At 48.0% G+C, this 12,670-nt stretch carries 13 protein-coding genes and 1 other RNA gene; 5 read left to right on the top strand and 9 right to left on the bottom strand.

Going from position 1 to position 12,670, the window contains the following annotated elements:
- From ssrA to EYO21_00180, 3 genes are all read left to right on the top strand, one after another.
- Window positions 1-76, top strand: a transfer-messenger RNA (tmRNA) gene (ssrA, locus tag EYO21_00170); the annotation flags it as partial.
- A 43-nt stretch (window positions 77-119) separates the two neighbouring features.
- Window positions 120-1,742: a hypothetical protein gene (locus tag EYO21_00175; protein HIB02232.1), complete on the top strand. Its 1,623-nt coding sequence runs from the start codon at window positions 120-122 to the stop codon at window positions 1,740-1,742.
- Entirely contained in the window at window positions 1,718-2,644 is a 927-nt protein-coding gene (locus EYO21_00180) for a glycosyltransferase family 2 protein (protein ID HIB02233.1), read from the top strand. The genes EYO21_00175 and EYO21_00180 overlap by 25 nt, the downstream gene beginning before the upstream one ends.
- 62 nt (window positions 2,645-2,706) lie before the next feature.
- Here EYO21_00180 and EYO21_00185 read toward each other — a convergent pair whose 3' ends face one another.
- The 8 genes from EYO21_00185 to EYO21_00220 are packed head-to-tail and all read right to left on the bottom strand — an operon-like array spanning window position 2,707 to window position 9,607.
- Window positions 2,707-3,354 (bottom strand): NAAT family transporter, encoded by a 648-nt coding sequence (locus EYO21_00185; protein HIB02234.1) that lies wholly within the window; start codon window positions 3,352-3,354, stop codon window positions 2,707-2,709.
- 8 nt (window positions 3,355-3,362) lie between these two features.
- Window positions 3,363-4,991: an arginine--tRNA ligase gene (locus tag EYO21_00190; protein ID HIB02235.1), complete on the bottom strand. Its 1,629-nt coding sequence runs from the start codon at window positions 4,989-4,991 to the stop codon at window positions 3,363-3,365.
- A 56-nt stretch (window positions 4,992-5,047) separates the two neighbouring features.
- Window positions 5,048-5,437, bottom strand: a complete 390-nt coding sequence (gene rsfS / locus EYO21_00195) for a ribosome silencing factor (protein ID HIB02236.1) — start codon at window positions 5,435-5,437, stop codon at window positions 5,048-5,050.
- On the bottom strand, window positions 5,434-5,985 hold the full coding sequence (locus EYO21_00200) for a LytR family transcriptional regulator (protein ID HIB02237.1): 552 nt from the start codon (window positions 5,983-5,985) through the stop codon (window positions 5,434-5,436). The genes rsfS and EYO21_00200 overlap by 4 nt, the downstream gene beginning before the upstream one ends.
- An 8-nt stretch (window positions 5,986-5,993) precedes the next feature.
- A complete protein-coding gene (locus EYO21_00205; GenBank protein ID HIB02238.1) occupies window positions 5,994-6,479 on the bottom strand; it encodes a hypothetical protein in 486 nt (161 codons plus the stop codon).
- Between the two features lie 17 nt (window positions 6,480-6,496).
- Window positions 6,497-7,741: a tRNA 2-thiouridine(34) synthase MnmA gene (gene mnmA, locus EYO21_00210; protein HIB02239.1), complete on the bottom strand. Its 1,245-nt coding sequence runs from the start codon at window positions 7,739-7,741 to the stop codon at window positions 6,497-6,499.
- Window positions 7,621-8,748, bottom strand: coding sequence for a cysteine desulfurase (locus tag EYO21_00215; GenBank protein ID HIB02240.1), 1,128 nt, complete (start codon window positions 8,746-8,748; stop codon window positions 7,621-7,623). Before EYO21_00215 ends, mnmA begins: the two co-directional genes overlap by 121 nt.
- A gap of 40 nt (window positions 8,749-8,788) precedes the next feature.
- Window positions 8,789-9,607: a hypothetical protein gene (locus tag EYO21_00220; protein HIB02241.1), complete on the bottom strand. Its 819-nt coding sequence runs from the start codon at window positions 9,605-9,607 to the stop codon at window positions 8,789-8,791.
- Window positions 9,608-9,715: 108 nt separating this feature from the next.
- On the opposite strand from EYO21_00220, the gene EYO21_00225 reads away from it, so the two are divergent.
- Together EYO21_00225 and EYO21_00230 are read left to right on the top strand one after the other, a co-directional pair.
- A complete protein-coding gene (locus tag EYO21_00225) occupies window positions 9,716-10,615 on the top strand; it encodes a sugar kinase (protein ID HIB02242.1) in 900 nt (299 codons plus the stop codon).
- Between the two features lie 72 nt (window positions 10,616-10,687).
- The gene (locus EYO21_00230) at window positions 10,688-11,800 is read left to right on the top strand and encodes a tetratricopeptide repeat protein (protein HIB02243.1); all 1,113 of its coding nucleotides are present in this window, start codon (window positions 10,688-10,690) and stop codon (window positions 11,798-11,800) included.
- Between the two features lies 1 nt (window position 11,801).
- Here EYO21_00230 and EYO21_00235 read toward each other — a convergent pair whose 3' ends face one another.
- Window positions 11,802-12,662: a DUF58 domain-containing protein gene (locus EYO21_00235; GenBank protein ID HIB02244.1), complete on the bottom strand. Its 861-nt coding sequence runs from the start codon at window positions 12,660-12,662 to the stop codon at window positions 11,802-11,804.
- Between the last annotated feature and the right edge of the window lie 8 nt (window positions 12,663-12,670).

The raw sequence follows: 12,670 nt of genomic DNA on the forward strand, positions 1-12,670 counted from the left end.
AAAAGTCAAACTAAACATGTAGAAACGAGATGCATCTCTGTTTTGGACGGGAGTTCGACTCTCCCCGCCTCCACAGCTTCACTATTTAATCGGATATATTTCTACGCACTTAAACACCTATGATTAAATTGTTTTCTACCACTTTTTTCTTTTTTCTTATCTTTTTTTCTGTCCTTCATTCCCAGGTTTATTATGAAGCTGATCCGTTTCGTTTATTGAGTTACGAAAAAAGTTATTTTGTAAGCGGCAGTTCGCCTGCATCGCTTCTTTTCAGACCCTCTTTCCAACCCATATCTGGAACACAAAATAACAGATGGTCTCTCACAGCTCGCGCTGAGTATTTTGAAAACAGCACCGCCCCAAATCTTGAAAACAGTTCAGTAAGGTGGATCGGTAAAGGGATCAGTCGGTTTAGATCGTTACGGCTGTCTTATGCTGGAGAATATCTTTCTTTTGTTATCGAGCCCTATCATTTTGACAATGAGAATCTGGATTATACTGTACCGGTAAGAAAGGGGATCTATAAAAGGATGAATGACAATAGGCCCCACGAAGAATCGCCCCTCGTTTTATCAGGTGTGCGAGAATTTCAGCTTCTGTTCCACTTTCGTGGGTTAGGTGTAGGTGTCTCAAATGCTAATATGTGGTGGGGGCCAGGGTTACACAGTTCGCTGCAAATGTCTACAAATGCCTCTGGGTTCAGATATTTTACGTTCGGCACTGTACACGAAAAGCGATTGAAAAATATCGGTTTTGATATCAAGTACATATTTTCACCTCTTGATGACAGGAATGTGGGCGAGCCGTATTTCACCGCACTTCTCGCTTCATCAACATTCTACAGCAATCCCCAATTTACTTTTGGTTTTTCCAGATCGTATCTGTCCGGCCACGGGACTATGACACCCACAGCTTGGTCTTACATTTCTCTTGAAGACGCCATGATGCTTCCCTTTGAAGGGTTGTTTTTAAGTGAAAAACAGAAAGATCCTGATGTTCCTGAAAGTGCTGTTGACCTGTGGGATGAGATACTGGTGGCTTACTTGGTCACCTCTTTTCCTTCTTCAGGCCTGAAGATATATATTGAATACGGTCGGGACGATCACGCCTGGGACTGGGATGACTTTTCCCGCCAGCCTGACCACTCCGGCGCCAGTGTTATAGGCCTACGGAAATATGGGCTTTTTGGTAATGAAAATATCGTTGGGGGGATGGAATACACAGGCTTGATCAAGTCAAAATTTTGGACCAAGCGTGTTCCCGGGACTTGGTATAGTAAAGAAGTGTATGACTATAACAGCTATGACGGACGCTGGTGGGGAGCCCACAGCGGACCAGATTCAGATGATTTTTACATCTACTTGGGTTATATGGGTGAAAAGTTTTCTATCATTCCAGCCTTTAATTATGAACGGCACGGCGTTATTGACAATACAGCCTTGATTCTGGAAAAGAGGCCTTACCTCGTTTATAATCCCGATACAGGCAGGTGGGTGGCCGAAATCGTGGAACAGTGGCGTGAGAGGCAGGTCAATATCTGGCCAGAGGTGAAGATGGAATTCCGGCTGGATATCAGATATCGTTTCAAGGGATTCGACTTCAATTTTTACTACGAGGATGAAGTAGTGGATAATCTTGAATTCAATTGGGGAGAGAGAAGAGGAGAAGTTTGGTGGATTGGGGTTGAGAGGACCATAGACAGCGAGGACTTCCGGGCATTTCGAAAAAGGAAATTGCCATAGAGGTTTCTGAGGGGCCAATTCTCTCTTTTGTTATTGTTACATTTAATTCCGAAGCTGATATTGGCGCTTGTTTGGACTCAGTTCAATCCACTAACCAAAATGGCAGATTTCAAGTAATTGTCATCGACAATGCTTCTGAGGATAAAACGGTTGAAATAGTTAATCAAAAGAAAAATGACAATACTGTTTTTTTCCAAAATGAAAATAATGAAGGTTTCACCAAAGCTGTTAATCAAGGGGTTGAAAATGCCGGTGGAGAATATATTTTCATTCTCAATCCAGATACCCAAGTGACAGAAGAATCAGTGCTAAGGCTCATCAATAAACTTTCATCAGATAATCTGATCGGTCTGGTAGCACCCCAGCTTCGTTTCCCTAGTGGAGGCATTCAGTACTCCTGCCGGCGGTTTCCAACATTTTGGAATGTAATAACGGAAATGACTGGCTTGAGCCGGGTTTTCAGTCAAAGTAATTTGTTTAATGGCTGGAAGATGAGAGACTTTAATCATGCAACTGAACGGGATGTGGACCAACCGGCAGGAGCAGCAATTTTAGTTAGAAAAGACTTACTTCTAAAGCTAGGTGGCCTGGATGAACGATTCCCAATGTTCTTCAGTGATGTTGACCTGTGCCGGCGAATCAAAGATTTAGGCAAAAGGGTTGTTTTTTGCCCTGATGCTGTTGTCACCCACAGAGGGGGGAGCACCACTCTTGGTCGTCGTCCCGGGCTCATTGCCAGTTCCCATTTCTCCCTAATCAAATATTTCATGAAACACCATCGGCGGATTGTTGATTTTATTCCCAATCTGATGATAATATTTCTCCTTCTGGTAACTCTACCTTTTCGGATTATAGGTAATCTCTTGTTCCCAAGAAACAGGGTTGAGAGACAAACTTTGTAGCTTAAAACAACAATTTTGCTGATAAAAAATGGCGGCTTTTCGGTCGCCATTTTTGTTTTACCCTATTCCAGGGCGGAGATAATGATGGAACGCAATACAGGGGTGGCGCCGTCAATGATAAACTGAACAGCAATCACCATAAGCAAAATACCCATGACCCGCTGAATGACACGCATCCAGGTTGTCCCCAGCCTGCGGGACAGTTTATCGGCACCTACCAGGATGAAGTAGGTCAGTGCCAAAACAGTAATGATGGAAGCGATGAGAATTCCGTAGTGGAGCGGGATGATTGCTTTCCCTGCCAGGACCATGGCGCCGGTGATGGCGCCGGGGCCCGTTATGAGCGGGATGCCCACAGGTGTAATGGCGATGTCGTCAGTCTCCAGACCTTCCTGCTGCTCCTGCGGTGTAGACCGGGTACGGGAGACGATGACTTCAAGCATCCGCAGGCCCGTTCTGAAGAAGATAATGCCCCCCATGATCTTAAATGCATCAAGGGTGATACTGTAAAGCTGAAAAATGTATTTACCGAGGAATGCGAAAATGAGGAGTGTTACAATCCCTGTCATAGCCCCTTTCCGGGCGATGACCTTCCTTTGGTGTTCATCAAACCGCTCCGTCAGAACAAGAAATACAGTGGATATACCAAGTGGGTTCACCAATGTAAAGAGCGTGGAAAAACAGAGGAGGATGTATTCCAGATAACTCATGACGCAGGTTACATTTTTTCAGGTTGGCTGATGCCTAGAATTTCCAGCCCGTTGGCCAGGACAGTCCTTACTGCTGAGACTAAAAAAAGACGGGCCATCGTCAGTTCTTTGTCATCAGTCACCACTCGGTGCTCACTGTAAAACTTGTGAAAGTCTGTGGCCGTCCATTGGAGGTAGCCAGCAACTGTCTGCGGCTCCAGATTTTCAAGGGCGTTCATCACTGTTTCTGGGAAATGGATGAGACTCTTTATGAGGGTCAATTCTTCGTCTTTTTTCAAAAGAGCCAAGTCCGGTTCGCCACTGCTTTTGGCATCTGTCTCTTTGGCATATTTGAGAATGTTGCAGATTCGGGCGTGGGCGTACTGGAGATAGTAGACCGGGTTTTCATCCGATTCCTTCTCAGCCAAACCGATGTCAAAATTCAAGTGACTCTGCCTGTTTCGCATGATAAAGAAATACCGAACCACATCGACTCCCACCATATCAATGAGTTCATCCAGGGTAACGAAAGTAGCTTTCCGTGTGGACATTTTCACTTTTTTGCCGTCGCGGAGGAGGGACACAAACTGGTGAATGAGCACCCTGATTTGGTCTGTTTCATGGCCTAACGCGCGTACAGCCGCGATGACGTCAGGGTAGGTATCCTTGTGATCGGCGCCGAAAATGTCCACAATCATATCATAACCCCGCTCCACCTTGTCCCGGTGGTAAGCCATATCGGGAAGGCGATAGGTGGGCTCACCGCTGCTTTTAATGAGAACAGTATCATCTTCTTTACCAAATTCTGTTGTTTTTAGCCAGACGGCGCCGTCTTTATCATAAACAAGACCCTTTCCCCGAAGGAGACTAACCACTTCGTCAATACTCCCTTCGTCATAGAAGCGCCGCTCATTCACGAATGAATCAAAATGAATCCCAAGACTTTCCAAGGTTGATCTGATATCAGCGAATATCTCCTCCTCGGCGGTGTTTCTGAAGGGCGTTACTTCGGTTTCATCTTTCAGTATTTTTCCCTTCTCATCGTGAATTTTCTGAGCGATCTCACGGATATACTTCCCTTCATAACCCTCTTCTGGGAACTCTCCTTTCTCACCCAGTATCTCCAGATACCGGGCCCGCACCGACTCCCCTAATAACCGCATCTGCCGGCCGGCGTCGTTGTAGTAATACTCCCGCTCCACGCTGTAGCCGTTCCATTCCAGAATCCGCGCTACCACGTCCCCAAGAACAGCCTGCCTGCCGTGACCGACCGTTAATGGCCCGGTTGGGTTAGCGCTGACAAACTCCACCAGCGCCCGTTGGCTCTTACCGACTCCTGATTTTCCATAGTCACCGCTCGCCGAAACAATTTCTGTCAGTTGGTTCTGAAGGTAGTCCGTGGCGATGCGAAAATTGAGGAATCCCGGTTTAGACACCGTCACCGCTGAACAGATGTCCTCTGACAGTTTCAGTTGGCTCTGAATTGCTTCCGCCAGCTCCATGGGAGTCTTTTTAGCGGACTTGGCCAGGGACAGGGCTACGCCTGAAGAGATGTCCCCCAGTTCGGGCATCTTGCTGGGATCAAGCTTGACGGAAATGGTTTCAAGTCCAAGAGAGGAGAGGGCCCTACTAAGGCACTCATGGATGTGATGCTTCACATCAACAATTGACATGGCGCAAGTTTAGATAATCCAGAGTTTGAACGGCAGTCTTATTAGGGAGTGACGTCGTCTTCAACCACTTCCGATTTACCATCGGCCCAGAGTCGCTCCAGCGAGTAGAAATCCCTTTGATCCGGTTGAAAGATGTGAATGACGGCGTCAACATAATCCATAAGCACCCAGCTGAGGTTGTCGAGCCCCTCAACATGCCACGGTTTTTCTTCAGGAAGGAGGCCATCGCTGACGGCGTCGTGGATTGTCTTCACGTGGGTGTCCGAACTTCCTGAACAGATAACAAAAAAATCTGTTACCGTGGTGAGCTCTCGTACATCCAGGATGGTGATATTTTCCGCCTTTTTGCTCAGAGCAATAGATGAGACGCGGTGGGCCAGGTCGTAGGAGGCCGTCTCTGCTGAAAGTTTTGCTGTTTTGGTCTTTGTCAGGGCTGAGAGGCGAGGAATCTCTGAACGGGTGAGATGTTCAGATAGTCACTCCCGATGACGATGGTGACATCAGTGAGGAGGGAACCATCGGGATCAACAAAAACACGTATTGAATCCCGTGGGGAGATGTCCAGAAGTTTTGCCACCTGGGCTACCTTTTCAAATTCGTCGCGGCGAAGGATCACAATGGTCTTATCATAATGAAAATTGTCGGCATCTTCTGTCCGGATGACATCCAGATGTTTATCCCGGAGATAGTCAGTGAACTGTTGCGCCAGTCCGTTAATGCCGCATCCATTCAATACCTCCACTTCAATGTCCCGGAGCAATGAATTATCGTGTGCCGCAACTGTGAGGGCGGGGGGCGCCTCCTGGCGAAAATCTTGGATAGTCATACCACCCCTCATGTGCCGGTTCACAACAGACGCCACAAACGCCACGGAGGTAATACTCAAAAGGACAAGGGCCACATTAGCCCCTGAGACTAGTGACTTTTTCTTGGAAGGCTTGGATTTACGCCGGGTTTTTCTACGACCTCTGCCGGCCATTCAGCGGATCACCTTGGCGGAAAGGCGTAAAGATTGTAGGGACTGAGACCCCACTGTCTCTGATAGCGGGGATGGTTGTCCATAGAGAGACTGAAGCGGAGATTATTGGACGCTTTGTACTCCAACTGGGCGCCGTAGAAAACCATGGGATTAACAGCGTTAACTCCTTGAGGAGTGGGCGATGAAAGAGTGGGCTGAATCAGATCAATTCTCGAGGTTAGAGACCACTTATCATTGATGAGATAATTCAGATTGTTGGTATAGGTACCGTAACTGGTGGCAAAACCACCCATGGACGCCATCCCCAACGAAAAACTGTGATTCATGGTGAGCCGGTCAGAATTGAAGAGTGAAGAGAGTGAATTGCCCTGGCTCTGGGCCATGGTATCCTTGATTCTGGTGGTGGGGACGTTGTGCCTGTACTGAGCGTTAGCACCGGTCAACAAGAAACCGATAAAAACGAAAACGAATAATCTGTTGAATCCAGTTTGCATCTAGCCTAACCTAATGTCTATTGTGAATGATTGTCAAGTCCGTTTTGTTCCGGTGGAGATTCAGCCCCAACAATAATACCGCCGCCCAAAAGAATATTGTCAATGTAAAAAACAGCTGACTGACCTGGCGTCACAGCAAACTGAGGTGACTCAAATTTCACCGTCACGTTGCCGTCTTTTCCGTGTTCGAGGGTGCTTTCCACACCGTGGTGGTTGTAACGGATATGGGTGTGGACAACACCTGCCGGCCACTTTTCGAGTGGAATGAGCCAGTTAAGCTGTCGTACCTGGCATCCGGGGAAGTAAATCTTTTCCCGCGGCGCCACCGTAATAGTATTCGTCTTTGTGTCAATCTGTTGAACATAGTTTGGCACCGGGCCTGTGACGCCAAGCTTTCGGCGCTGACCGATGGTGTATTGTGAAATACCCCGGTGTTCTCCCACCATCTCACCATTAGGTGACACCATGGCGCCTTTCTTTTCGGCGCCCACCCGCTCAGGCACGTAGTCCTTTAGGAACTGACGGTAGTCGGCATTGGGCAGAAAACATAACTCTTGGCTTTCGGCAATTTCCGCAGTCACAAGACCCGCTTTCCGGGCGATATTACGTACTTCTTCTTTCCTAAAATTGCCCAAGGGGAAAAGTGTTCTATGAAGAAGCTGAGAATCAATACCCCAAAGCACATAGGATTGATCTTTTTTCTCATCCACCCCTTTTTGGATCACAGGTCCCACTCCTGCTAATTCATCGATCTGAGCGTAGTGTCCCGTAGCAATCCACTGCGCCTCGAGATCATCAGCCTGCCGGATGAGGGCACCCCATCTAAGGTGGGTGTTACACTGGATGCACGGATTGGGCGTTCGTCCGGCAAAATATTGATCTACGAGGTAGTCCACCACGTTTTTCCGGAAGACGTCCTGAAAATCGAGAGTGTAGTGAGAAACGCCATATTTCTCACACACTAGTTTGGCGTTATTGATGGCTTCCACGGAGCAGCAGTAGGAATTGGTAGATGGGGACCCTTCTGGACTTTCCCAAAGCTTCATGGTGACGCCAATGGGTTCGTACCCTTCTTCTATAATTTTCAGCAGCGTGACGGAGCTGTCCACGCCGCCGGACATGGCCACTAGAACGCGCCTGTTCACGCCATTGCCTCCACGGCTGAATTGTCGTGAACGTGAGATAGGAGTGATGCCAGGAATGCTTCCACATCGCTTTCTGTGGTAAATCTTCCAGGGGAAATCCTCAAAACACTCTGGCATTCATCATCGGACAGCCCCATGGCTTTTAGCGTTGAGGACGACTTGGTGGTCCCGGAAGAACATGCGGAGCCGGTAGAGACGGCAAAGCCGTCCAGGTCCAGCTTCATGAGGAGGTTCTGACCGTCAACACCGGGGAAACCGATAGTCAGCACACCCGGAAGATGATGTTCTTCATGGCCGTAAATGAATGCTGAGGGAAATTCAACGGAGATCCGCTCCCTCAAACCTTCTAGGCGGGGAGTCTCATCTGAAATTTTCCCGGTGGCTATTTCCGCCGCCAATCCGAAACCGGCGATGCCCGCCACATTTTCTGTTCCCGCCCTCAGCGTCTGCTCCTGGCCGCCGCCGTAAACAAGAGGATGGAGCTTAACCCCTTTCTGGACATAGAGAGCACCTACTCCCTTCGGTCCGTAGATCTTGTGTGCCGAGAAGCCTGCGGTGTTGGGTCCGTCAGTAATGTAATCAATCTCTATTTTACCCAGTGCCTGTACCGCATCGCTGTGGAACCTGACCCCTTTTTCGCGGCAAATTTCTCCGATCTCTTCTACTGGCTGAACAGTTCCTGTTTCATTATTTGCTGTCATAATGGTTACCAACGCCGTGTCCGGACGAATGTTATCGATCACGTCACTGAGCTCCACTCGGCCTGTGCTGTCTACTGCTATCTCGGTGACCTCAACACCCAGCCTTGCAACAGCTCGGGCGGTATTGATGACACATGGGTGCTCTACCGCTGACAACACAATATGCTTTCCTTCTCTCTGGAAAACGTCCCACAGAACGATGTTGCTCGCTTCCGAACCGCTGCCTGTGAAAATAATCTCTGATGGTTCGGCACCTATTGCAGCGGCAACTTGCCGTCGGGCCACCTCTACTTTTGCCCGTGCGTTTTGACCCAGTCGGTGGATACTGGACGGATTGCCGTATACCTCCCGCTCCACCGAATCCATGAGGTCGGCAACACGATCATCTAGCGGTGTTGTGGCGCAATAATCAAGATAAACCATAAACAGAAATTACGGGGAGAAAGGCCGAAGGGGAAAGGCTCTAAACGTATTCGTTGCGAATCTCCGCGTATTTCACCGTGTTCTGGAGATTTTTGTAAAAAGGCGGTTGGCGCTCTTCAAGGAGATTGATGGTGGCATTCAGATCGTAGTCAAACCGGTGTACTTTCCAGCTGAATTCGTCACCCACGGTGAGAAAACCGATGGCCCCTTTCGTAATTCCATCGAAAGGGATCCCCGTGCTGACAGGACACAGAATCTTCAGATCACCGTTTTCCTCCATGCGAGGGAGGTGGATATGCCCATGGACGAAAAGGCACATCTCAATATCCGGGTTGGCCTTTTTCACGTGATTTCGCCACGTCTTTGCCTCTTCCATGGTAGGTGGCTTGTCGTCTCTTTCGTACCAGGCATGCGTGAACTCTATGAGGGTGGAGTCGAAAACTTCTCTGTGGGAAATATGAGTTCTATTATTGATGAAATCTACCCCGGTTTCGCCGATCTGTTCAGCTGCCCATTTCTGATGTTCAACTATCCCTTTTACAATTGGATCATCGGGACTCATTCCCTCTAGGGTGGGATTCTCCTGCGTCCACAGCTTTTCAATGATGTAACGCTCATGATTGCCGCGAACAAAAACAATATCATTCATGGGCGTTAATATATCGAGAACTTCTTTTGGAGCGGGACCGAGCGAGAAGTAATCACCGAGGTAAAGAACCTCATCTATATCCTCACGTGCGCTGATGACGGAGAGAGCTGTTTGCAGCGCCTCCAGATTACCATGCACGTCTGACACTATAGCGAATGTTTTTGAAGCCATACCTTGGAACCTGCCAAGCGATTTCGTGGAATATAGCATGCATTTTATAGGAGCACAATTATCTTTTTAGACGGGAGAAAAAGCAGCTGCAAAAAGAACAATCGCTTGCGCCCCGACATAGAGAAAAGTAAACTTTCTGCCGTCGAAATGAACCCCAAACCCATAGTTGCAGTAGGTTCCATCGCTGTGGACTGGCTTGAACTGCCTGATGGCACAAAGGGAGAGACGCTGGGCGGTTCACTTACCTATTTCACTCGGTCAGCCGGCATTCTGGCACCGGTGAACGTTGTGGGCGTTGTCGGCACAGATTATCCTGATGAAGGGATGGCGCTTTTCAAAAAGTATGGTGCCAGCCTTGAAGATCTTCAAATTGAAGAAGGGGAAAGTTTCCGTTGGGGAGGAAGCTATCATGACAATTGGAAGAACCGTACTACGCTCTACACGGAGTTGGGTGTTTTCGAGACTTTCAGCCCCAAACTGAGCGAGGCAAATAGGCAGAGTCCGCTTCTCTATTTGGGCAACATCCATCCGGCACTGCAGTTTGATGTTCTTACTCAGATGGCTTCTCATGATGCAATGACTGTTTGCGATACCATGAATCTTTGGATCAATACAACGAGAGAAGATCTTAATAAGGTTCTCAGAGGTATTGATGTGTTATTGTTGAATGAAAGCGAGTCGGAGCTTCTCACCGAACTAAATGGAGTATCCGAAGCTGCCCATTCCATTCGAGATATGGGGCCAGAACAGATTGTTGTGAAACAGGGTGGTGCAGGGAGCACACTCATCTCATCCCAAGGTGAATTCCATGTGGATGTTTACCCCATTGGAAAGCTGGTGGATCCTACCGGTGCCGGGGATAGCTTCGCCGGCGGTTTCATGGCCGCTCTTGCCAACGGTCACTCTCTTGAGGATGGTCTTATCTGGGGAACCGCCTCCGCCTCTTTCTGTGTGGAAGGGTTCGGCCTGGAAGGGCTCAAGAGGATGACGCCAGAGACTTTTCACGAACGGGTGGAAGTTGTTGGTAAGGAATGTAATTTGCCTTGAAAGCACTCGTATAGAGAATTAAATTATTTATCTAAGGACCTGTGATATCAGTTTTTTTTGGAGGTGTCTGTAATGCGCTTGAATATGTTTATGAGGACTGTTACTCTGCTGCTTGTGGCAACACTGTTCTACGGTTGTCCCAGTGAAGAACTCACTTCAGCCAGACTTTATGTAAAAGAACAGAATTGGGTAAAAGCGGAAGAAATGCTCGCAGCTGCCATAGAGGTGACCCCAGAAGAGCCTGAACCTTACTTCCTCATGGGTAAGGAGGTCTACGCCCGGAACGGTGAGTGGAGCAAGATGAATGAAATGTTTAATAAAGCCATGGAACTCGGTGAAACCTATAAACTACCCGATGGTCAATCTCTTCTTGCGGCTATTGAAACATGGCGTACTTTTTACTGGAGCCGCGAGTATAATAAAGGGGCCGACAATTTCAACCTTGCCATTAAAGCCGAAGATACCGCTGAAAAAGAAGGTTATTTTCGTTTAGCCATTGAAGGTTTTAGCACGGCAAAAGATATCAGGCCCGATGAACCTGGCAGCTACAAAAACCTTGTCTTTTGCTACATCCAGCTAAACGACAGTAAGAAGCTGGAGTCCACACTGAATGAAGCCCTTAATGTGAACCCGGAAGACCCCGATCTTCTTTTCACTGCCGGTAAAGTATTTAAGGATGCCGGTAAAGTATTTAAGGATAATGAGGAGTTTGACAAAGCAAATGAGGAGTTTGACAAAGCAATAGATTATCTGGAGCGGGGATTAAAGATCAATTCCGGAAGTGCTATTGGTGCCCGTTATCTTGCCGATGCTTATTATGAAATGGATGACATGGATGGGGCCGTATTTGCTTATACAAAGGCTATCAGATCCGACCCCGATAATCCTGACTTACATTTCAATCTGGGCGTTCTTTATCTTCAACTTGGCGATTTTGAGATGACCGAAGAAGAGTTTCAGCAAGTTCTCAAGATTAACCCAGATGATACTCAAGCGGCCATTGGAATTGGCGATGCTTACCAAGGGATGGAGCGTTGGGAAGATGCTGAGTATTATTATAGCCGGGCACTCCGCTCAGACCCTGACAACCCAACGCTACTTAGAAACCTGGGCGTGGTTATCTACAGGCAGGGGCGAATGGAAGAAGGTCAGGAGTATCTGAATAAGGCTAAGGGTGAAAGATAGTTTAGGCTATTGTCCTTCGTTTAGTTAGATAGTGCGTTAAAGCCAGGTCCAATGCCTGGTCTGTCTGGATCGGGACATAGTCGATATTTCGCTTCCTCATTTCTTTTTTATAAGTAGACTGAAATTTTTCAACCACCCGTTTGTACGCCGCTCGAATCTGCCACGGTTCAGTGGTGATTTCTTCTCCTGTTTCCAGGTCTCGGAATCGAGTTCTCAGAGAAAAGTTGAGGTCTGTCTCCCGGGGATCTGTCAGATGAAAGACAATCACTTCGTGCTTGCGGTGACGAAAGTGCTTCAAACCTGACAATACCTCCTCCGGATCGTCCAAAAGGTCTGAGATCAGGATCACGAGCCCCCTTTTTTTGATTTTATCCGCCAGCTCGTGAAGTGTGGGAGCGATGCGCGTATCGTTGCCCGGTTTTATCTGCTCCAATCTTGCCAACACAGAGTTGAGATGGCCCTGAGTGGAGCGTGGGGGTACATGCCCCCGTGTCTTTTCATCAAAAATCGTCAGTGAGACAGCATCCCGCTGATTGAGCATGAGATAGGTCAGTGCAGCGGTGAGGTAGCTCCCGTAATCAAGCTTGGAGACAGTCTGGCTGGAGAAGGTCATTGACTTACTGACATCCAAGAGGATGTAAGATCTCAGATTTGTCTCTTCCTCATACTGTTTGATATAGTAGCGGTCTGTCTTGCCGTAAAGTTTCCAGTCCAGATGGCGAATTTCATCACCGGGACCATAGGCACGGTGCTCTGTAAATTCAACGCTGAATCCGTGATAAGGGCTTTTGTGCAATCCAATGAGATAGCCCTCCACAACAAGTCTTGCACGGAGCGCCATATTGTCAAGCCGCGCCACCATCTCCGGTT

It is taken from the genome of Candidatus Neomarinimicrobiota bacterium, assembly GCA_012964825.1.
Classification (GTDB): Bacteria; Fidelibacterota; Marinisomatia; order Marinisomatales; family S15-B10; genus UBA2125.

Bases quoted from the DNA above. Each gene is read 5' to 3' on its own strand.
- EYO21_00175 (HIB02232.1), top strand. From the start codon at position 120: ATGATTAAATTGTTTTCTACCACTTTTTTCTTTTTTCTTATCTTTTTT.
- EYO21_00185 (HIB02234.1), bottom strand. From the start codon at position 3,354: ATGAGTTATCTGGAATACATCCTCCTCTGTTTTTCCACGCTCTTTACA.
- EYO21_00200 (HIB02237.1), bottom strand. From the start codon at position 5,985: ATGGCCGGCAGAGGTCGTAGAAAAACCCGGCGTAAATCCAAGCCTTCC.
- EYO21_00205 (HIB02238.1), bottom strand. From the start codon at position 6,479: ATGCAAACTGGATTCAACAGATTATTCGTTTTCGTTTTTATCGGTTTC.
- mnmA (HIB02239.1), bottom strand. From the start codon at position 7,741: ATGCCAGAGTGTTTTGAGGATTTCCCCTGGAAGATTTACCACAGAAAG.
- EYO21_00215 (HIB02240.1), bottom strand. From the start codon at position 8,748: ATGGTTTATCTTGATTATTGCGCCACAACACCGCTAGATGATCGTGTT.
- EYO21_00220 (HIB02241.1), bottom strand. From the start codon at position 9,607: ATGCTATATTCCACGAAATCGCTTGGCAGGTTCCAAGGTATGGCTTCA.
- EYO21_00225 (HIB02242.1), top strand. From the start codon at position 9,716: ATGAACCCCAAACCCATAGTTGCAGTAGGTTCCATCGCTGTGGACTGG.
- EYO21_00230 (HIB02243.1), top strand. From the start codon at position 10,688: ATGCGCTTGAATATGTTTATGAGGACTGTTACTCTGCTGCTTGTGGCA.
- EYO21_00235 (HIB02244.1), bottom strand. From the start codon at position 12,662: ATGGTGGCGCGGCTTGACAATATGGCGCTCCGTGCAAGACTTGTTGTG.